The sequence below is a fragment of the Chromobacterium sp. IRSSSOUMB001 genome, assembly GCF_023507765.1.
Classification (GTDB): domain Bacteria; phylum Pseudomonadota; class Gammaproteobacteria; order Burkholderiales; family Chromobacteriaceae; genus Chromobacterium; species Chromobacterium haemolyticum.
In genome coordinates this window covers 25,854-47,527 of sequence record NZ_JALCYU010000024.1, presented here as the reverse complement: position 1 = coordinate 47,527, position 21,674 = coordinate 25,854, and the positions used below count along the sequence as shown (strand labels likewise).

The 21,674-nt window shown below is 62.4% G+C and carries 14 protein-coding genes and 1 pseudogene; 1 reads left to right on the top strand and 14 read right to left on the bottom strand.

The annotated features are described in order from the left end of the window. From MOV80_RS22235 to MOV80_RS22205, 7 genes and pseudogenes are all read right to left on the bottom strand, one after another. A pseudogene (locus MOV80_RS22235) lies at window positions 1-297 on the bottom strand (hypothetical protein); the annotation flags it as partial. A gap of 97 nt (window positions 298-394) precedes the next feature. Then, the gene (locus MOV80_RS22230; RefSeq protein ID WP_232060541.1) at window positions 395-2,968 is read right to left on the bottom strand and encodes a TonB-dependent receptor; all 2,574 of its coding nucleotides are present in this window, start codon (window positions 2,966-2,968) and stop codon (window positions 395-397) included. Between the two features lie 547 nt (window positions 2,969-3,515). Then, a complete protein-coding gene (locus MOV80_RS22225; RefSeq protein ID WP_052052256.1) occupies window positions 3,516-6,107 on the bottom strand; it encodes a TonB-dependent receptor in 2,592 nt (863 codons plus the stop codon). Between the two features lie 389 nt (window positions 6,108-6,496). Next, a complete protein-coding gene (locus MOV80_RS22220) occupies window positions 6,497-8,764 on the bottom strand; it encodes a glycoside hydrolase (RefSeq protein WP_249605500.1) in 2,268 nt (755 codons plus the stop codon). A gap of 83 nt (window positions 8,765-8,847) precedes the next feature. Then, window positions 8,848-9,624 carry a DUF2861 family protein gene (locus tag MOV80_RS22215; RefSeq protein ID WP_118267104.1) on the bottom strand — a complete coding sequence of 259 codons (777 nt, stop codon included), beginning with the start codon at window positions 9,622-9,624 and terminating at the stop codon, window positions 8,848-8,850. Beyond that, on the bottom strand, window positions 9,624-10,268 hold the full coding sequence (locus tag MOV80_RS22210) for a response regulator transcription factor (protein WP_081576363.1): 645 nt from the start codon (window positions 10,266-10,268) through the stop codon (window positions 9,624-9,626). Before MOV80_RS22210 ends, MOV80_RS22215 begins: the two co-directional genes overlap by 1 nt. Beyond that, window positions 10,265-11,647, bottom strand: a complete 1,383-nt coding sequence (locus MOV80_RS22205; RefSeq protein WP_249605499.1) for a DUF3404 domain-containing protein — start codon at window positions 11,645-11,647, stop codon at window positions 10,265-10,267. Before MOV80_RS22205 ends, MOV80_RS22210 begins: the two co-directional genes overlap by 4 nt. Window positions 11,648-11,746: 99 nt before the next feature. Between MOV80_RS22205 and MOV80_RS22200 the strand changes: the two genes are divergently transcribed. Beyond that, window positions 11,747-13,054 (top strand): MFS transporter, encoded by a 1,308-nt coding sequence (locus MOV80_RS22200; protein ID WP_048416027.1) that lies wholly within the window; start codon window positions 11,747-11,749, stop codon window positions 13,052-13,054. 120 nt (window positions 13,055-13,174) lie between these two features. Here the strand turns inward: MOV80_RS22200 and MOV80_RS22195 are convergent, their stop codons facing one another. The 7 genes from MOV80_RS22195 to MOV80_RS22165 form a co-directional block, all read right to left on the bottom strand. Continuing rightward, window positions 13,175-13,720, bottom strand: coding sequence for a hypothetical protein (locus MOV80_RS22195; RefSeq protein ID WP_118267100.1), 546 nt, complete (start codon window positions 13,718-13,720; stop codon window positions 13,175-13,177). Between the two features lie 2 nt (window positions 13,721-13,722). Beyond that, window positions 13,723-16,206: a fimbria/pilus outer membrane usher protein gene (locus MOV80_RS22190; protein ID WP_118267098.1), complete on the bottom strand. Its 2,484-nt coding sequence runs from the start codon at window positions 16,204-16,206 to the stop codon at window positions 13,723-13,725. Window positions 16,207-16,241: 35 nt separating this feature from the next. Continuing rightward, entirely contained in the window at window positions 16,242-16,919 is a 678-nt protein-coding gene (locus tag MOV80_RS22185) for a DUF1120 domain-containing protein (protein ID WP_118267096.1), read from the bottom strand. 16 nt (window positions 16,920-16,935) lie between these two features. Beyond that, window positions 16,936-17,664 (bottom strand): fimbria/pilus chaperone family protein, encoded by a 729-nt coding sequence (locus MOV80_RS22180; RefSeq protein ID WP_249605498.1) that lies wholly within the window; start codon window positions 17,662-17,664, stop codon window positions 16,936-16,938. Window positions 17,665-17,822: 158 nt separating this feature from the next. Continuing rightward, window positions 17,823-18,554 carry a DUF1120 domain-containing protein gene (locus MOV80_RS22175; protein ID WP_156188015.1) on the bottom strand — a complete coding sequence of 244 codons (732 nt, stop codon included), beginning with the start codon at window positions 18,552-18,554 and terminating at the stop codon, window positions 17,823-17,825. 327 nt (window positions 18,555-18,881) lie between these two features. Continuing rightward, window positions 18,882-19,613, bottom strand: a complete 732-nt coding sequence (locus MOV80_RS22170; protein ID WP_118267094.1) for a DUF1120 domain-containing protein — start codon at window positions 19,611-19,613, stop codon at window positions 18,882-18,884. A gap of 524 nt (window positions 19,614-20,137) precedes the next feature. Beyond that, window positions 20,138-21,532: a dihydrolipoyl dehydrogenase gene (locus tag MOV80_RS22165; protein WP_249605497.1), complete on the bottom strand. Its 1,395-nt coding sequence runs from the start codon at window positions 21,530-21,532 to the stop codon at window positions 20,138-20,140. Window positions 21,533-21,674 lie beyond the last annotated feature (142 nt).

The window sequence follows — 21,674 nt, the reverse complement described above, 5'->3', positions numbered from 1 at the left end:
GGCCGTGGAGGTGACCGGCGGCGGATTGACCACCGGCGGCACATAGGCCTGCGGCTTGGGCGCGGCGGTGGGCTGCACCACTTTCTCGATCTTGGGCGGAGGGGGCGGCGGAGGCGGCGGCGGTTCGCTGATGACCGCCACTTCCACTTTTTGCTGGATCACTTTGACCACGCCCTGGGCCAGGCCCGACACCAGCGCGTAGATCAACAGTGCATGGAAGACGATCACGCCGACCAAGCCCGCGATGCGGCGCTTGGGCGGGGGACCGCCGATTCCTCTGGCTGTGATGCTCGTCATGTTTATATCCACTGTCTTCTGATTCGCCCGGCGGCGGCGCGCCGCCGAGCCCGAGAACAGGGCGGATCCGATCCGCCCCGTCCAGTGTCCCGCCGCCTTAGAGCTTGTAATTAGCCTTGAGGAAGAAGGAACGGCCCATCGGATCGGTAAAGCGCGGATCGTAGCTACGCGGCGTGGTATCGCTCTGGTTGGAGTACGGCGGCTCTTGATCGAACAGGTTCTTGATGCCGGCGGTCACCGTCAGCTGCTTGTTCCAGGCGTAGGACCCAGACAGATTCCAGGTGGAGTAAGGCCGCACAGTATTGTTCTGACCTTTCTTCGAGTTGCTGTCGGTGTAGCCGGAACGATAGTTCTGCGCCAGCACCCCGCTCCACGCGCCCAGCGACCAGTTCATCGACAAAGTGTGCTGCCAGCGGAAAGCCGGACCGTTCGCATCGATGTAAGATCCAAGGTTGCTGAAGTACGGGCCCTCTTTCTCTTTCTGGTAGGAGTACTTGGACAGATAGGTGCCATCCAGGGACGCATTGAAAGTGCCAATCGCGGTCCTGGGCAACAGCCAGTTCATCTTGATGTCCACCCCGGCCGCGCTCAAATTACCCAGGTTGGAATAGTCATCGACGATATAAGACAGATTGCCGTTGCTATCGCGAATGAAGCGATCCGAATATTTGGACGGATTAGCGAAGATAGTATCTTCCGGGATCACATTGATCTGATTCTTGATCATGGTCCACCAGAAGTCGGCACTGGCGGTAAAGCTCTTCACCGGCTCGATCACGATGCCAAAGGACAAGGAGGACGACTTTTCCGGCTCCAGGTTCTTGTTGCCGCCGTAACGGATATCCCGCTGAATACTCTGGCACGCTAAGGCGTTCGCGCCCGGCACCGGGGTTTTGCCATTAGGGCAAGCACCGTAATCCACATAGGCACGGCCTGTCAGCTGCAACTGGTTAGGCTTGTGCATATTGTACAGAGACGGTGCACGGAAACCGGTACTGGCGGAGGAGCGGAACATCAGCTGCGGCAGCGGCTGGTACTTCACCGCCACCTTGGGATTGAAAGAGCTGCCGGAGTCGCTGTAGTGGTCGTAACGCGCGGCCAACTGCGCGTCCAGGTTCTTCAGAACTGGAATATCCGCCTCGCCGTACAACGAATAGGAGTTGCGGCTGCCAGCGGCGTCTTCGGTCTTGTTCTGACCAGTGCTCAGCGCATCGCGGGTTACCGCTTTGTTGTAGATCGTGCTCAAAGACTCGCGGCGTACCTCCGCGCCAAAGGCGATGGCCATCATCCCGGCCGGTAGTTGCAGCACTTCGCGGCTAGCCTTGATGTCGGCCATGTCTATGGTGGACTTGGCTTCCTTGGTCTGGCCGGTTATGCCCACCGAACGCCAGGCCGCCAGATTATTGCCGGACAAGTCAAACGGATCCAAAGCCCCGCTGTCGACCGCGGACTGCATCTTGCTCTTGCTAACGTAGCCGGAGTTCAGATTTTCCTTGACCAGGTTTTCCGAACGGCCGATGCCGGCGCGATAATCCCAACCGGCGATCAGGCCTTCCATATTCAGCATCAGGCGCTGCGTGACCGAATTGGCTTCAGTCACGCGATTACCTAGCGGGACGGTACGCACATACAACTGGTCGCGCTTGCTCGGGTCCACCGCGTTGGCGCGGGTGATATCTCCCCCAGTCGGCAACGGCGCGTTTTGGGAGGTGGTGGTGGTTTCGGTGCGGGTGTATTGCAACGACAATTCGTGATTGTCGCCAATGCGTTTAGTGGCCTTGATCACACCGGAAATCTGCTCTACCTCCGGAATAATGCTGGGGTACAGCGAGTAATATTCCTGGCAGTTTTCGCCATTGAACGTGGAGAACGGTGGCCGGCAATTCGGTGCGGACGGAGTCATTAAGTCCCCGGTAACCCCATCAACATAATTGCCAGGCCAGGCATTGGGACTGGAACCGGTATCTTTATTGATCAGCGAAGCAAAGCCGCGCTGAGATGCCATCACTGGGTCTTTTTTCTGGTAATCGATGGCGCCGTAAATATTGAAACCGTCGTTACCCAAATCCCCGTAGCCATAGGAAACATTGATGTTTTTATCATCGCCGCCGCCGTGCTGCGGATTGGAAAAACTGCCTCCAATGCTGAAGCCCTTCAAGCTCTTCTTGGTGATGAAGTTCATCACGCCGCCGATGGCGTCGGTGCCGTAAATGGCGGAGGCGCCGTCCAGCAACACTTCCACTCGATCAATCACGGAAAGAGGGATGGCGTTCAGGTCGGCGGAAGTACCGTCAATCGCCTGATTGGCCATGCGACGACCGTCCAGCAACACAAGGGTGTATTGATTGCCCAGACCACGCAAGCTTGCAAACGCGGCACCGCCCGTAGAGGCGCCCACTGCAGCTGCCGCACCTTGCGACGACTGGTTGGCGGCGATGCTGTTGACCACCTGCTCCACCGTGGTCAGGCCTTGCTTGGCCAGGTCTTCGGTTTTGAGAATAGTGACGGGCAGCGCTTTTTCCTGCTTGATGCTGCGCTTGATGTTGGAACCGGTGACCTCTACCCGATCCAGCTGACCGGAGTTCGCCTCAGCGGCGAATGCGAACGGCGCATGACTCGCCATGCCGGCCATGGCCAGGGCAAGCACTAGCTGCTTCTTTTGACTTCTCAACTTGATTTCTCCTTAACTGCACACGGAAACCAGCAACGCTTCTGGCGAACGTTTGCTGGATACTGCAGGTCGTCGACAATCGAACGTCATGACCGTGTTTCGAGTGTGTTAAGGATTGTTGCTTCCCGTCAATATTTGTTGAGGGATGATCCGCGCTGTCCGGCGGCCCGCGCCAATGTGCCGTTTGACGGAGAAATGCGTAAAAATCATGTTAGCGCTTGAAAATCAATAGACTATGCCCCTGATTTTTGCCAGCAGCTTTTACAATCCCCAGCTAATTCCATGTCATTTTTTATAGCGAACACAACTTGCCATTGTTGCTTTTTTGCATTTTTACGACAAATTTGTACAAGAATTTAAGATTAGACTAATTTTGCAAAAACTTATGCATTCGTTTTTTTAATGGCAGGCATGCAAAAAATCATGAATCGCCAATATCGTGCGTTCCGATTTAGCCCTTTCCACACAAGAAAAATCATTCCAAAAACATAAAACCCCGCCGCGCCAAACGACGCGACGGGGCTTGGTCAATCCAACTTGCCGAGGCTTAAAGCTTGTAGCTGGCTTTCAGGAAGTAGGCGCGCCCCACTGGATCCGCCACCACCGGATCAAAACCGTACTGGAAGGTCTTGGTCTGATTGCTGAACGGCGGCTCCTGATCGAACAGGTTGCGAATGCCCGCGGTAATGGTCAGCCTCTTGTCCCAGACATAGCTGCCGGACAGGTTCCAGTTGGAATATGGGCGCACATTGTGGCCTTCATCGTTGGGGTTCAGATCGGTATAGCCCGACGAATAGTTCTGCACCAGCACCCCGCTCCACGGCCCTTGCGCCCAGTTGAACGCCAGGCTGTGCTTCCAGCGCAAGGTCGGTTGCAGAATATCCTTGTACCAACCGCCCAGCGAGCTCAAATAGGGCCCCTTCGGCTCCAACTGTTGCTGGTACTTGGAAGTGTAGGTGCCATCCAGGTTGACGCTGAAATTGCCCCAAGCATTCTTGGGCAAGCGGAAGGCTAGGCTGATGTCCACGCCGGCCGCGCTCAAGGTACCCAGGTTCTGGGTGGTGGTGATCACATGGTTGAGCGAGCCATCCGCGTTGCGCACGAACTTGTCGGCGTACTTGCCCGGATCGGCGAAAATCACGCCCGGATCCAGCGCGCCTATGGTGTCCTTCACCGTGGTCCACCAGAAGTCAGCACTGGCGGTGATTTCCTTGATCGGCTCGATCACGATGCCGAAGGTCAGCGAGCTGGCCTTCTCCGGCGACAAGTTGTTGTTGCCCCCCTGTAGCGCTTCAAACTGGGTGTTGCAATCGTCCACCTTGTTGCCGCCGTTGGCCGGCGTGCCGCCTGGGCAGCGCAAGGGGTCGTTGAACTTGTTGGCGGTGTAGGTCTTGCTATTGGGCGTGAACACGTCGTACAGCGTCGGCGCGCGGAAACCCTTGCTGGCCGAGGAGCGGAACAAGACCTGCGGGATAGGCTGGTACTTGACGGCGACCTTAGGGTTGAAGGAGCTGCCGAAGTCGGTATAGCGGTCGTAACGCGCCGCCAGCTGGGCGTCGAAATTCTTGAAGATGGGGATATCCGCTTCGACATAGGCCGCGGTCACCCCGCGGCTGCCGCTGGTGGATTTGGAATCGGCGATGCCGGAACCCAGCGCGTACTGGGCGATGTCCTGGATCTGGCTGTCCAGCTTCTCGCGCCGGGTTTCCACGCCGAAAGCCGTCGCCATCATGCCGGCCGGCAACTGCAACACTTCCTTGCTAACCTTGAAGTCCGCCATCACCGTCTGGTATTTGGCGACCCAGCCGTCGCCCTTCAGTTCAGTGCTCTGCCAGGCGCCTGGCGCAGAGTCGCCAAAGGGGTTGATGGTGCCGTCCTGGAAGGCGGCGGCGATCTTGTCGCCGTGCACATAGCCGGACTTGTAGTTGATGGTGGTCTTGTTCTCGGAGTAGGCCACCCCGCCGCGGTAATCCCAGCCCGCCAGCAAGCCTTCGGCATTGAAAGCCAGCCGCTGCGTGGTGGACAGGCTCTCAGTCACGCGCGGGCCCAGCGGCACGGAGCGCGAGTTGATCACCACGTCGCTACCGTCGGTGGGAGTGCCGTCCGGCAAATGTGTCGGATAATACTTGTCACCGGCCTTCAACGTGGCGATCTTGGCCAGCGGCGCCGGCGAGATATGCGTGGTGCTGACGTTGCGCGCGCCCATGTACTGCAGCGACAGGGTATGGTCCCCAATCTGCTTGGTACCCTTGACGAAGGCGGTCAGTTGTTCCACCTCCGGCGTCAGGTCCATGTAGAGGTTGGCGTTTTCGCCACAGGAGTTGGCATCTATCGGCTTGGCGTACGGCGGTTTGCAATTCGGCGCCGCCGGGTTGTAGGCGTTGCCCTTGTAAGTAAAGTTGGACGGAAAGACCCGGCCGCTCAGATTGTCCGCAGTCAGGTATTTGTTGGCGAAGGAGCGGTTCAGCGTGGTGATGGCGTCCAGCTTCTGATAGCTCAAGGAGCCGTAAACATTGTAGCCGTCCTTGCTCAAGTCGCCGATGCCTGCGGTGATGCTGGCGCTGCCGGTATTGCCGCCCTTGTGATCGGTGGACACCAGTTCGCCCGCCACCGTCACGCCTTGGTAACTCTTCTTGGTGATGAAGTTGATCACGCCGCCGATGGCGTCGGTGCCGTAGATGGCTGAGGCGCCGTCGCGCAGCACTTCGATGCGCTCAATCGCCGACAAGGGAATGGCGTTCAAATCCGTGGCGTAACCGCCAATCGCCTGGCTGGCGACACGACGGCCGTCCAGCAACACCAGCGTGTACTGCGACCCCAGACCGCGCAGGCTGGCGTAAGAGGCACCGCCCGACACCGTCTGCACCGACGAAGCGCCCACCATGCTGGATTGGTTGCTAGCCAGCGAATTCACCACTTGTTCCACCGTGGTGAAACCCTGCTTGCTCATTTCCTCGGTGCGCACCACTGTCACCGGCAGCGCCTTTTCTTGCTTGATGCTGCGTTTGATGTTGGAACCGGTGATTTCCACCCGATCCAGGGTGCCGCTGCTGGACTCCGCCGCCCAAACACTGCCGGCTTGGCCGCCCAGGCCTGCCAGGGCCAAGGCCAGTACCAACTTCTTCTTGCTAGTTCTCATGATTTCTCCAGTCATGTGTCTAACCTGCTTAGCGCGCTTCTCTAGACACGCTTTCAGCAGATCATCCAGCCACAGACTATTTGTCATATGGCCTGACACGATGCTTGAAGCATTTATTACAGACGGTCAATTCACATCATAATTCGTCACATACCATTTTCCCGACTGCGGCCTCGCGCTAGCCGGGGCCCGTCACGCCGGCGCCCGGCACAAAGGCCGCCGGTAAAGGCTTGCAGCCGGCTGCGGCGCGCCGGCCTCCCCTGTAGCGGCCGCCAACACTCGTTGCCTTTTTGCCAATGCGCTGCGCGGCGCGATATTTTCATGACATGTGTAAAAATCAGAAAGACGATTAAATCAATGCATTTAACTCATGTCTGTCGGACATCGGCTCATAAGGCCGGACTCGGTTCGCAGTCCTTTAAGGAAACCGTGCGCTCCGGCTGCCCGGCCAACTGCGCCCGCATCGTCTGACCGGCCAACTCGTGCCCATCAAGCAAGCGCGGCTCCGCGCTGAAATTGACTGTCAGCCGGCTGCCATCGGCGAAACGGGTCTGTTGAGATAAGCGATCCGGCGTCAACCAGGCAAAGCCGGTCATGGCCTGAGTCGCAAGTTGCCGGTGCAGGGGCCGAAACACCTGATCCGCGCAACGCATCAGCGGCAGCCGCCGTGTCAGGCTCTCCGCGCTCACATGCCAGAGCGGCGGCGTGTTGTACAACCATTGCGTCAGCAGATTGTCGGCATAGGCGTTGCTGAACTTCAGGTTGTCGTACAGCCAGTGATTAGTGGTGACAATGGAGTCGTGGAACACCGCCTGGTAGAGCGGCAGCCGGTAGCGCGGCTGGTAGTAAATGTTCAGATAGGGTTGCTTTAAGGGGACCGAGCGGAAAAACACCTCGGGCTGATCCGCCGGAAACCAGCGGCCCAGGAAGTACGGCGACTTGGGGTTTTTCTGCAAATCGGGATCGCCCCAGCCCAGCACCGGCACCTGCATGCCGTGCGCGAAGGCGATTCCTCGCGAGGTGGCCGCGTTGCCGTTCTCCGACCCCACCGGCACGCCGAAACGATCCCTCACCCAGGCCATGCTGCGTTCGTTGCCGGCCGCCACGTCGGCCTGGCTCATGCGCCGGCCCGGCGTGTAATCGTCAAACACCATACCGGTGGCGTAGGCGTCCAGAAACCAGCTGTTGAAACCCAAAGCCAGATGCAGCGCCTGGCTGCGCTGACGCAACACAGGCCGCACGCACTCCGGATTGGTGTAATAGCCGGACTGCTGGAAACCGCTCTTGCGCCGGCCGCTGGCCAAGGTGATGCCGCAGTTTCGATACGCGGTGGCGCCCTGCTGCGCCGTCAGCCAGTCTTCGCGCTTCCCTGGCGGCAAGGCGGTTTCGTAGGAGTCGTAGGACGCCATCAGGTAGCCGGCACGCACGCCCTCCGCCATCGCTTGCGGCTGCCACAAGCCCCCTTCCCAATTGTCCACCCCCAGCCATAGCCGCTCCAATCCGGCCGCGCTCAAAACCCGGAGCGTGCGGCGCGATAAGCCGCCGCCCCAATCGTCCGGCTCGGCCAAGGCCGCGCCGAACACTGCTCTCACCTCGCGCCGCAAGCGGCGGTAAGGCGCGGCCAGCTTGCTCCACTCCGGCGCGGCGCTCAGCCAACCGGCGCGCGCCTCCGCCGTGGCCGCCTGGTTGAAAGCCGTCAACAAGACCCGGCGCTGGTAGGCGTCCGGCCGGGCCGAAGCCGCCCGCAACGCCGCGGCGGCTTCCGCGTCGAAGCGCCCTCTCAAGCGCCGCGCCAGCTCGCTGTCGCCGCGCAACAGGCTCACCCAGCGCCCCCAGTCGAGCACATCGGCCGCACCCAGCAAATCGTTGCCCCATAGATAGACATGGCTGGCGCCCACCAGCTTGGCGGTTTCCGGCTGCGCGCGCATCTTGTCCGCCAGGCTTTCGAAACGCCCGGTCCCGATCAACCATTGCCGATAACGTTTGGCTCCGGCCAAGGGGTCGCCGTCTGCCAGATGCAGTAGCAGCGTCATCGGCTCCTGTCGGTTCAAGACGTTGAAATCATGACTCAGCGCCAGCCCCAGACCGGTGCCGTCCCGGCTGACCTTCAAACGATTGTTGAAGGGATTCAGCAGCAGCCAATGCAAGCTGCTTGCGCCGTAATCCATGCCCCACAGAGGCAGGCTCAGGTTTTCCGAGGTGTTCAGCCCATCGCCGGCGAAGCGCGGCAGGAAATCCAACCACAGCGGATCTCCGGCCGGCGCATAACTGCCCTCCGCCAAGGGCAGCAACAAGCCGCGCCCCATCGCCGCCGTCGGCTGCCGCAGCAGCTGCACGGTTTCCGCGGCGCCGGCCCCGGCTTGAACCGTCAACGTCAGATCCGGGCCGTCCAGGCGCGCGCTCAAGCGATAACGATCTCGCCCCCAGGACCAGGCGGCGCCGGCCGCGTCCGCGCTCAGGTTCGCCACTTTCCGCGCGGGGCCGCCCGTCGACACCTCCAGCGGCGGTTGTCCGGTCGGCGTCGCGGTCACCGCCAGGGTGGCCGGGTCCAGCGCCACCCGCCACTGGGCGTTTTCCAAGCGGATCTGCGCCCAGGCGCTTAAGGGCAGGCTCACCGCCGCCAGCGCAAAAACAAGGGAACGGGGGGATATCGACATCGCGGGCACTCTCCATATTCGAATCAAGATGAAGAGATTAGAAAGGCAAAGGCCGTCGCGATTGTCAGGCCAATGTCAGGATTTCAGCGCGGCCCAACCTGGCGGTGCGCCACCCTCAGCACCAATTGACCGCGCGCCTCGACGCGAACCAGGGCCACGCTCTGCCATAACTCGCCCCGGCCGGGCGGCCAGCGCAACGCCTCGCCCAGTTCGCGCCGTCGCCACCAGACAAAACCGTAATCGCTGCGCCGCAGCAGCGATTGCTCCAGCCAAGGCTGCGCGCAGGCCGCGCGCGGCGGCGGCAAACGCGATACCGCCAGCGGGCTGCGTGACAGCCAGTCCAGGTTGGCTACTTCCGGCAAGGCCAGCTCCGCCTGCCATTGCCGGCCGGCGGCGCTGAGCTGCAAGCGATAAGCGCCCGCCGCCAGCGGCCGGCTCAGGTCCGCGCTTTCCAGGCGGAAGCCCTGGCCGTCTTCCCGCTCCAGCAAGCCGCCGCGCAACAGGTCATGCCCCTGCGCGTCCAATAGCCTGGCGTCCTCCAGCGCGCCGCGGCCGCTCAACACCACCCGGTAGGCGCGCGCCAGCGGCATGTCGCGCTGCGCCAGTTCCAGCGTCAGCCGCGGCAACCAGGCCGGCAGCGTCAACGGCGCGTCCTTGCCGCAATGCTCGGCGCTCAGCGCCGCCAGCGCCTGCGTCCAGGCCTGCCGCTGCGCCTGGCTGCGCAAGGCCGGCCAGCTCTCGGACAACGCGCGCCAAGCGGCCGCGTCGTCCGCCCCCAGCAAGGCTCGGTTCAAGGCCGCCAAGGGGTCGGCGACGGCCGGCGCGGCCAGCGCCAGGCACAGGCACAAAGCGCGCCGCATCAGGCCTGCTCCAGGCGGTAGCCGACGCCGCGCACGGTTTCGATGACGAGGCCGGGCAGCTTCTGCCGCAGTTGCAGGATATGGGTGTCCACGGTGCGCGTGGACGGGAAATGTTGATAGCCCCAGACCTGGTTCAGCAGTTCGTCGCGGCTCATCACCCGCCCGGCCATGCGCGCCAGCAAGGCCAGCAATTCGAACTCGGTGCGCGTCAAGGCCACCTCCCGTCCCTGCCAGTTCGCCGACTGCCTGGCCGGCTGCAGGCTCAGGGCCCCCAGACTCAGGCTGCCGTCGCCCAGGGGCCGCAGCTGAGCGCGAATCCGCGCCAGCAACTCGGCGTGGGCGAAGGGTTTGCTCAGGTAATCGCGCGCGCCCGCCTCCAAGCCGGCCACCCGGTCGCCCACCTCCACCCGAGCCGTCAGCACGATGACCGGCAAGGCTTTGAGCGCCAGCCAGCCGGGCAGATGCCGCAGACTGTCGCCGTCCGGCAAGCTGCGGTCCAGGATGACCAGGTCGGCGCGCAGCCACTGCGCTGCCGCCTCTTCCGCCCGCCGCAGCCACAGGCAGCGATAGCCCGCGTCCTCTAGAAAGCGGCTCAGGCCCTCGCCCAGCGTCTCGTCGTCTTCAATCAGCAGCAAGGTGTTCATGCAAGATGATCCTGTCGCGGCGCCCGCTTGACGGGCAGTTGCAAGCTAAAACTCGTGGGCGGGCCGGACAGGCGCAGCCGCCCGCCCAGCCTCGCCAGCACCCGCAGGACAATGGCCAGGCCCAAGCCCATGCCTTCGCCGCCGCTGCCGCGCCGCGTCAGTCGGCGCAGCCGGTAATCCGACAGACGGCCGCCGTCGCACACCGTCAGCGTCAGTCTGCGGCCGTCCCAGTCCGCCAGCACCCGCCACGGCGGCCGGCCGTGCCGGCGCGCGTTGGCCAGCAGATTGTCCAGGCACAGACCCAGCCAATAGGCCGGCAACAGCAGCGTCGCGTCCTCGTTCAGGCAAAAAGCGGCCTGGTGCCGCTCCGCGACCGCGTCCAGCCACTCCGCCAACCGCACCGCTTGCCGCCCCTCGTCCAGCCGGTCGGCGGACAAGTAATGGCGGCTGGCTTCGGCCAACTGGCGCAGGCGGCTGACGCCGCCGGCCAAATGACCAAAATGATCTTGAGCGGAATCCGGCAGGCGGTCGAAGTCGCGGCGCAGCCCCTCCACCACGCCGGCCAGGCCGGCGATGGGAGTGCGCAACTCATGGGTCAGCATCTGCAAGGCGAAGCGCCGCTCCCGCTCCAGACGCCGCCGCTGCCAGGCCAGCCAGCCGCCGCCGGCCAACGCCAGCCCGGCCAGGCCCGCCAGCACCACCCGCCACGGCCAGGCCGGCGCCGGCGTAGGGTTCAAACACAGCCCGTCCATACGCTCCGCGCAAGCACTCGTCCCGGCCGCCGACACACTCACCCCGCCCGCTTCCGCCCGCTCCCGCCAGGCGGCGGCCGGGTAAAGCCGCCAATGGCCGTCGCGCAGCCGCCACAAGGCGCCGTCCTGCCACAGCCAGCGCGCGCCGGCCAGCAAGGCATCCAGATTGTCGTCGGACAAAGCGCCCAACAACCCCAGGTCGTCGGCGCGCTCGCGCACGTGCAGCCAGTCCGCCGCCTCCCCCAGCGGCCGGCCCTGCCGCCAATGCGCGGCGCTGCTGCCGCCCAACGGATGGACCGGATGCAGGCGCAGCCAATCCGCCGGCAAGCGCCCGTCCGCGCAGCGCCGGCCTTCGAAATCCCGCCACAGCGGCGGCACGGCGGACAGATCCCCCTCGCAGCCGCGCTCGTGCGCCGCCAGCTGCCGCAGGGCGCGCAGGCCGTAGCGAGACCAGGCCGGCTGCAACGACTCCGGCGCGATCAGGCCCTCGTCCAGCGACTGGATCCGCGTCAGCGCCAAAGACTGCGCCGGCCGCGACTCGGCCAGGGCGGCGTCCAGCCGCGACGACAGTTCGCCGGCCCAGGCCGCGTGGCAGATCAACAGGCAACAACACAGACGTAGCATCATGCGCCGCATTATACGGAAAACCCGCCGTCCCTCGGCTGACAGCCCGCCGCGAATCCGCTAGCATGCGTTTCCGGCTCATGACACCAGATCGGCATCCACGTGAAAGCAGGCTTTTCCTTCTTCGCCACCCGGCGCTTCTTCCCGCTGTTCGGCACCCAGTTTCTGGGCGCGTTCAACGACAACCTGCTGAAAACCGCCATCGTGGTGCTGATCAGCTTTCACGGCCTCAGCCTGGCCGGGCTGCCGCCGGAGCAACTGGTCAATCTGGCCGCCGGCGTGTTCATCCTGCCCTTCTTCCTGTTTTCCGCCACCGCCGGCAAATTGTCCGAGCGTTACGACAAGGCCGTCATCGCCCGCTGGATCAAGCTGGCCGAGATCGCCATCATGCTGCTGGCCGGCGCCGGCTTCTTCCTGCACTCCGCCGGCCTGCTGCTCTCCGCGCTGTTTCTGATGGGCGCCCACTCCGCCTTTTTCGGCCCGCTCAAATACTCGGTGCTGCCGCAATACCTGAAAGAGCATGAGCTGGTGGGCGGCAACGGCCTGATCGAAATGGGCACCTTTCTCGCCATCCTGGTCGGCCAGATCGGCGGCAGCATGCTGACCACCGGCGGCCCGCTGCTGATCACCGCCACCTTGCTGGCCACCGCCCTATTCGGCTACGGCGCCAGCCGCGCGATGCCGCCGGCCCGGCCCGGCGCGCCGGAGTTGAAGCTGTCCTTCAATTTCCTCAAGGATTCGGTAGTGCTGATGCGCGACGCCTGGCGCATCCGCGACGTGCGCTGCGCCATCCTCGGCATTTCCTGGTTCTGGCTGATGGGCGCGGTCTACACCACCCAGCTGCCCACCTTCACCCGCCTGCATCTGGGCGGGGACGCCGGCGTCTACACCCTGCTGCTGGCGCTGTTCTCCATCGGCATCGGCCTGGGTTCGGTGGTCTGCGCCAAATTGTCGCAAGGCAAGCTGCAACTGGGCATGGTGCTGGTGGGCAGCGTAGGCATGACACTGTTTGGCGGCGACCTGGCGCTGTCCGCGCTGCCGCACTACCGCGGCGAGCTGATCGGTCTGGCCGATTTCCTCGCCCGCGCCGGCAGCTGGCGCAATATGGTCGACGTGGCGTTGCTGGGCTTCTTCGGCGGCTTCTTCACCGTGCCGCTGTACACCTGGCTGCAAACCGCCAGCCCGGACGATTTCCGTTCCCAGGCCGTGGCCGCCAACAATATCGCCAACGGCTTCTACATGGTGGCCGCCGCCATCGGCAGCGCGCTGGCGCTGAAGTTTTACGACAGCATCGCCATCCTGCTGCTGGCCACCGCCGCGCTCAATATTCTGGCCACGCTGCATCTGCTCAGCGCCGCGCCGGTGATCTGGCGGCAACGGCTGGACTGGCTGCGGGCGTTGCGCGGCTAAGAACCTGTTTACGATCTGCTGCGCGTCGGTGATACGGCGTTGAAAACGTCTTCGAAATGCTCATGTACCGTTGAGTACGACAAGGCGGCGCAACGCAGCATCAGGGGTTTGTTAGCCGCTCTAAGCGTCGACAGCCTCCAGTTCGAACACCCCGTCCATCCGCCAGCGCTCCCGCTCCCAGGAGGGCACCGCGCCGGCCGGCAGCGCCGGCCGCACTTCCAGTTCCAGCTGCAATGCTCGGCCCGTTTCGCCGCCATCGGGATACACATACACCCGCTGGCCGGGACGCAGCGGGGCCGAGCGCAGACGTTCGCCACCCGCTTCCCCCTCTAGCCGGAAGTAGGCGGCGCGCCCATCCAACGTCGCCGAGCGCAACACCAGTCGCACCGAGCCCTGGGGACCGAAGCGGAACGAGGCCGCATCCGCCGCCGGGCCGTTGAAACGCAAGGCCAGCGCCTGGGGCTGATCGCAGACGGCTTGCAAGCTCAACACTCGCGCCTCCAGGCCGGCCCCCAACACGCCTCGACCGACATGTTCGCGCAAGGCGGCCAGCGGCACCACGCCATAATCCAGATGGGGCGAGCTCACGGTCAACGCGCACCGCCGCTCCTCGGCCGCGACGCCGGCGCTCAAGGCCGCCAGCACAAGCAAACTCCACTTGCTCATTCTCATCCCTCCGCTCCTCTGTCTTCGTCGCGGCGCTCCGGCGCCTCCGCTTTGAGCTGCGCGCTTGGCGGCCCCTGCACGCAGCTTGCCTTGACGGTTTGGTACAAGGCGGACGCCTCCTCGTCCGGCAACACATAGCTCAGCCGGCAGCGTTGCCCCGGCAGATGCTCGACATACAGTCCGTTCTGCGCCATCGCCTGATCCAGAAACACCTCGCCGCCGCTCCCTGTTATCGTGACAAAGCGCCCTTCCGCGTCAACCACGCTCAAACCCGCCGCCAATGACGTGCCGCCCTCGCCCACAATCTGGATCAACAGGCGCTGGGTTTTGAGCACCGAGAACGCCACCTGGCTGACCGAACCATGCCCGGCGCGCACTACCTTCAAGCCGTTCGCCACATCCGCGTTGCGCGGCAGGCTAGGCGTCTGCAGTTCCACCCGGGTATCGGCATAAGCGTTCAGGCTTGCCAATACCGCGAGCCCCTCGCCATCGCTCCACACCGGGCCGCTGGGCGTGCTGAACTTCACCCCGGACAAGCCCCCCACCGACACCACCCCGATGCTGTCGCGCAGCGGATAGGGCGAGAAAGTCAATCCGCGTTCATGCCACAGCGCGCCACCGCGCAGGCTGGCGTTGTAGGATTGCGCGCCGCTGCGCTGGCTCAAGCCCAGGCCCAGCTGGGCGTAACGCGGAATCCAGTGCAAGTTGCCGTTGAAGCCAGTGCTGTTCCTGTTGGCGTCCCGCTCCGCCGCCACGCTGTAATTCAGGTTGTCGCTGACGATTTCGCGGTAACTGGTCCCCAGGGTTTCGCTCTGACCATAGCGTTGCAGATAAGCGCTCAGGCTGGCGCGCTCCAGCGGCAGATCCACGTTCAAGTAAAACTGATTGCGATGCGCGCCCGCGCTCTGCCCCAAATCGCGGCCCATGTTCAAGGTCACATTGGCGCCGCCCAGACGCCGGCTCCAGCCGCCATTCAACCGCTGAGTGGCATCCGCGCCGTTGCGGGAGCGAGTGACGCCCAGGCTGAACGCGCCCAGCGCGTCATGGCGATAAGACAGAGACAGGCCGTACTGCGTCAACGCCGTCGGCGTCTCCTGCTGCCGAGCCGCGGAATCCGACAGCGTGCGGAAGTGGGCGCTCTGCCGGCTCACACTCAAAGCGCCGGATAAGCGCTCGCCCCAGGCCGCGCTCAAGGACGCGCTGTATTGCATGCCGCTCCGGTTCGCCGCATTGTCGCGGGAGGTCACCGCTCGCGCGCCGACCAAGACCTGAGGACTCAGCAGATAGGACAAGGCCCCGCCGGCGGAATGAAAGCGCTCGGACCACAGGCCGCCCAGGCTGAGATCCAACTCCCGGGCCAGCCGCCAGCTGCGGCTGCCGGAAAACAGCCACGGCGTGTCGCCATCCTGGCCTCCAAACTGGCGCACCCTGCCCGCCGCGATATTGAAACCCTCATCGTCGCCGGCCGGACTAGCGAAAAACGCCGCCGCCGGCACGGTGAAAGCGTGCTGACTGCCATCGCTTTCAGTAACGGTGACATGTAGATCGAAACCCGCCGAGAGGATGGGCACATCGTTCAATTCAAAAGCGCCGGGCGGCACCATCGTGCTGTACACCAACGCGCCGGATTGCCGCACTTCCACCCGGGCTTCGCTCTGGGCGATGCCCTTGACCAGCGGCAAGTTGCCTCGCGGCAACAGCGCTCCTTGCGGCAGCCACTGCGCGCCGGAGAAGTTCACGCCGGCGGACAGGGGGTTGTTCAGCGACAGCTCGCCCAATTGCAGGATGGACTTGCTGTCCAGCAGGGTCTTCTGCGCATAGCTGTACAGGTACTGGAAACGATTGCTCGCCTCGTTGCGCGCAAAGCTTTGCCGGCTGCGCACCATCCAGTCGTTCCAATTGAATCCCAGCTCCGTGAAGCCCTGCAGATACTGCAGGCTTCGCCCGCCGCTGCTGCTGCGCATGGCCAGCAACTCATAGTTGAACAGACCGGCGCCGCCGCCGCTGTCGTAGCCGTCCAGCTGTGCCTGCTCGCGCCGCAAGGCGCTGCTGGGCGCCAGGATGTCCACCCGTGCCAGCTCCGGCCGCAGCTTAACCACCGCCTGCGGATAAAAGTCCGTCAGCTCGCGGCAGCCTGCCTCCGCCGGCTGCCGGTCAGCCGTGGGCAACAAACCGGCGGCGGCCCAGAACCCGTCGTCGACGCACAGGCGACCATTCCCGTCTATCGTCAGCTCGGTGCTGCCGCGGCCGGCGCCATTGACGGATAAGGACACCCGATTCCTACCTGGCACAAAGCGCGCGCCCTGGCTGAAGTACTCCGCCACGCCGGGATCGATGCCGCTTGCCTTCAATACGCCCAAGTCGAACATCGTGCCGTCTTCGGGCACGCCTCGCGCCGCCGCTTCAACGGAAAACACCGGAACCAGCCCGACCAGCCACAGCAATAGCGGAATGGGCCGGAGCAACCATTCAATTGAACACTTCATCTAGCAGGACCAAAGAATTTGGATGAATAGGGAAATCAGGGATAGAAGACCGTGACCGTCGCGTGGCCATCCAGCTGAACGAGCTCGCGCGCGCTGAGCGCTTGCCGCCCCCTGAGCGCGGCGCCGACCCGCAGAGTGAGCACATGGGTGCTGGCAGGCTGCAACGCCTTGTGCGTTCCCAACGCGTAGCCGTAGCGCAGGTCCAACGGCGCGGCGTCGGCTTGCAGCCACCCTTCCTGCCTGACGTCGCTACGCATCAGCGCCGCCGTGCGCTCGTCTGCTCGGGCCTCAACCGGAGTCAACCACCAATAGCCCAGCGCTTGCTTGCGGCCATCCCGGCCCAGACCCAGAGTCTGTTCCGCCTCCGTCGGCAGCAAGGACGCCGACGCCCGGACCGCCCCCATGACGGCGATGTCCGCTCGGCTATCGCGTCGGTTGTCCCGTATGCTCAAACCCACCAGAGCCGGCTGATCGCACTGCACCCGCAAGCTGAGCTCACGCTCGCTCAGTAGCGTCGCGCCCTGATTCAGCGTGGACCAGGCGATGACGCCGTAGTCGACCACGCCGTTGTTGGAAAAACTGGGCGTGCAGCTGGGCGGCACCACTTCGGCCGTCAACTCGAACTGCGCGCTCGCCGCCAGGGCCGGCGCGCACGGCAGCCAGGCCAGCATGACAACACGCATCGCTGCGACAATCGCTTGGCTAATGTTCATGACCAAACTTCATCGTTCAGTTCAAGGACGCAGTGAATGAGTCCACCGCATAGCCGTAACTGGTTGCCGGCCATAACTTGACGTGAGTGGCATCCAACGGCAGCGTCTGACCTGCCGACGCCAGTTGCAGACGCTCGCCGGGCAAGATATAGGCCTTGGGTAGCTCCAACGCTTGCTTGCCTGGCTGCAACTCCACCTTGTGCGTGGACAGCCGCACTACATAAGGGCTGTCGTTCTTCACTTCCACCATGCCGTTCTCCGCCAGGCCCCATTGCAACTTGGTCCATGGTTCTCTTTCACGCGGCAGGCCCTTGGGACGAATCAGCACCGGCAAATTCTGATTGAAGGTCATCTGGATGCGATGCCCTTTCTCGGCGGTTACCGCGGGAATTCCCTCGAAAGAAGCTCGCATCAGCCGCTCAGTCTGCAGCGGACGCGACGATTTCAATAAAAAGCGGACCAATTGCTTTTCTCCACCCTCCACCCTGGAAATGGGCGGAGAAGCAAGCAGCAGGCCCTCCGGGTCTTCCGGCAGGTTTTCCAGGCGGACATACATCAGGCTGGCATGGACGTCGGTATTCTTGACGTTGATCACACCCTCTCCGTCGCCCTCTTCCACCACCACCAAGGAGGTTTCCGGCACCACGCCGGCGGACCAAGCCATCAAGGGCAGCAAGGCTAATAGCAGGGCACCCAGCGCCCTGCCGACGTTCTCGGCGGCCAACATATTCAAGGCCTTCTTCATCTGGAACTCTCTCTCGTCAAAAACCAATCGCAATCCAGCCATGCCGTGACGACAGGCGGGATCCAGCATGCCTGCATTAGAAAGCCGGCACGCTGCGCGCCGGCCCATGTTGATCAACGTTGGGGGCGGGCGACCGCCCCCTAAGTCGATTAATTAACTTACTGATAGTAAATAGTGAAAGTACCTACTCCATCCAGCGTAGTGTCGTCCTTCACGTTCAAACGCCCCTTGGTATTCAATGCGGCGCCCACAACCATCGGGAAAGTATGTACGGTTGCCACAGCGGGAGTATTCACGCCCTTGCCCTTGATGGCGAAAGCCCCTACCCCGGCCCCGGCGAAATGCGGGTTCAGAGGAGACGTGGTGGTTTCTCCCCAACTAATACCACTATTATCGGAGTACAACAGGCGGGGCTCGCTGACCTCTTCGGACAAACTATTGGTCGCTCTCAGATTGGCCCTATCAACCGTCATCCACCATACGCCGAGCTTGCCCGCAGCCGCATCATTCCCCAAGCCCATGGTCTGGGTGTTTGCAGTGGCCACGGCAAGGTTGGATTGAGAATGCTTGACCGGCTGTGGAATTTCACTGCCCAGCAAAGGCTTGCTCTCCGCGCGGGCATCGGTGATGCGAATTCCCAGCGCGGTATCTTCCTCACAAGTCACCGTCAAACTGACATCACGGTCTTCCAGCGTATGCGCGGCACTGGCGCTTAGATTGGATACCGGGATGTCTCCATAATCAATTACCGCGCCGCCGCTCAATGTCGGCGTACATGCCGGCGGAATCAACCTCCCGGTAATCAGCAAGTCTGCGCTGTTTGCTGCCGCCCATTGCGCTGTTCCAGCAAAAACAGCTGCCAACACCAAAATCATTTTTTGCTTATTCACGGATAACTCTCCAAATAAATTAGAACTCACAACCCAAGCCCCCCTTTGAAAGCCTTTGCCTCCAACAAAAAATCTAAGCGCTGGCAACTTTTACTTCCATTAGTGGGCAGATCAATATTGCATCGTTCGCACTGACCCACACAATAGGATTTATCCTAAGCCATACAGATATTTACCCTAAAATTTCTCAAAACCACTCCCTTCAAGCTGCTCAATCATTAATTACTGAATATTTTAATTATTTGCAAAATAAAAACCGGCGAACTCAATAGTCGCCGGCCACTCCACAACATCTCCCTGTCACTCACATCCAACTCCATCCTCGTTTCATTGGTAGTAAATTGTAAACACCCCTTTGCCATTCAGTCTGGTGTCGTCCTTCACAGTCAAGCTGCCCCGGGCATTGATCGCGCCTCCAACGACCGAAGGAAACTCATGCAAAACCGCCACGGCAGGACTGGTCGCCGCAATGCTCTTGATGGCAAAGGTCGTTGAATCGGCCCCACCATAATGCGGGTCAAGCGGGGAGGTTGTCGTCCTGCTCCAGCTCTTGCCATTATTGGTGGAGTACAACAACTTGGCCTCGCTCACTATTTCAGACTCGCTATTGCTTGCCTTCAAATTTTCCCTATCAACATGCATCCACCAAACACCCAGCTTGCCTGAAGCGGCATCCAGGCCAAGACCCATTGTCTGCCTGTCTGTTCTTGCAACCGCCAGATTCGAGTCGGAATGTTGGCTCGGCCTGGGAATTTCTCTATTCAACAAAGGCTTGGTATCAGCACGTGCATCAGTGATCCGAATGCCTAATGCGGTATCTTCCTGACAAGCTATGGTCAGGTTTACATTACGGTCCTCCAAAGTGTATGCCTCTTTAGGATGAAGGCTTGCAACTGGAATATCCCCATAATCAATTACGGCCCCACCACTCAACGTCGGAGTACACGCCATGGGAATCAATCTGCCGGCAATCAACAAGTCGACGCTATTGGCCGCCGCCAAAGATGGCACTCCGATGAAAGCACTACCTAGCAGCAAAATCAGACTTCTTTTCTTCATAAGTTCCCCTTTAAGAAAAAATCATCTCCAGCGAAATCATACGTCCTAGAACACAACTCACCGCAAAAGCAACTATAGCGACGACCATGCCCTCCATTGACACTGAGCGCGGCCATATTGCATTCCGAGCCATAAGCTGTGCCATAGGATTTATCCTAAGACAATTAAATATCTCCTAATCCAAACTCACGTCACCCCAACCATATTCTTTATGCCAACAACAAGGGCAAGGCATGCGGCGGCGCCCACATCGGAGAAAAGCATTTGAAATTCATGGAGAATTTTCTATCGTCGCGCAACGCAAGCAGATAGTCCCGCGCTTTTGAAAACGGAAATCCATAAAGCACAATGGAATCAGGCCTGGCCAAATGCGGAGAAGAATTTTTTCGTGAACCAACCGTCCGCACCTATGCCGCGGCTGGATAAAAAGGAGAGGAGGCTCCCTGCCTTTCGGACATGAAAAACGCCCGCGATGACCATGGTCATCAGCGGGCGGGGGCGGCCGGTTACGGTTAGGCGCGGCTTCAGTCTTGGGCCAGCTTGGCGGCGGCGTCGCGCAGCGCGGTGCGCAAGCCCTCTTCTATCACCGGGTGGTAGAACGGCATCTCCAGCATCTGGGCAACGGTCAAGCCTTGCTGATGACTCCAGGCCAGCAAGTGGGCCAGGTTCTCGGCGCGCGGGCCTATCATTTCAGCGCCCAGGAAGCGGCCGCTGATACGATCGGCGTAAACATGCAGCAGGCCTTGATTGACGCCCATCACCCGGCTGCGGCCCTGGTCCTCGAAGCTGACTTCGCCCACCGCGAACTCGCCCGCCGGCAAATCGGCGTAGCGGCTGCCCACCATCATCATCTGCGGGTCGGAAAACACCACGGCGATGCTGGAGCGGCGCAAGCCCGACCCCACCGCCGGATACAGCGCGGCGTTGTCGCCGGCGGTCTTGCCTTCGTCAGCGGCCTCATGCAGCAGCGGCAGGATGTTGTTGGCGTCGCCGGCGATGAAGACCGGCGAGTTCCCGCATTGCAACGTCCGCGGATCGAACTTGGGCACCCCGCCCGCATCCAGCTCCAGGCCGGCGTTTTCCAGCGCCAGACCGCGCACATTGGGCGCGCGGCCGGTGGCGGCCAATACGTAATCGAAACGCTCGCAAACCTCGTCGCCGTCCAGATTGACGTAGCGAATTTGCGCCTTGCCGTCGGCCAAGCCCATTTCCAGCACCTTGGCGTCCGGGTCCAGATAGAACTCCCGGCCCAGCGCCTGGCTGGCGTAGTCGCGCACCGCCGGATCGGACAGCGGGCCGACGCCGCCGCCGCGACCGAACACGCGCACCTTGACACCCAGGCGGGACAGCGCCTGGCCCAGTTCCAGGCCGATGACGCCGGGGCCGAACACCGCCACGCTTTCCGGCAGCGTGTCCCAGTCGAACACATCGTCGTTGATGATCAATTTGTCGCCAAACACCTGGAACGGCGGCGGGATCAGCGGCGAAGAACCGGTGGCGATCACCACGCGGCGCGCCTGCACCAGCGTGTGTTCGTCCACCTGCAAGGTGGTGTTGTCGATGAAGCGAGCGTAGCCGCGCAACCGGTCTTGCGGCGGAATGCCTTCCACGCCCTTGAGCACGAAGCCGACGAAACGGTCGCGCTCGCGCTTGACCCGGTCCATCACCTCGCGACCGTCGATGCGCACCTCGCCGTCCATGTGCACGCCGAAAGGCGCGCTGTGGCGCAGCGCGTGCGCGGCTTCGGCGGCGGCGATCAGCAACTTGGACGGCATGCAGCCGACGCGGGCGCAGGTGGTGCCGTAAGGGCCGCCTTCAATCACCACGGCGCTGGCGCCGCGCGCCTTGGCGGCGCGGTAGGCTGCGAGGCCGGCGGTGCCGGCGCCGATCACGGCGACATCGATGTTCAAGGTGTGCATCTCATTCCTTTCGGTATCGGGATACGGCACGGCACGCTGAGCATGCCGTCTCGTATCCCGGTAAAAAAAGGGCCGGACGGAGCATCCGGCCCGCAACAACTCCGGTGGCATCAGGGCCCGAGCCACCGGGGACGAACACGGT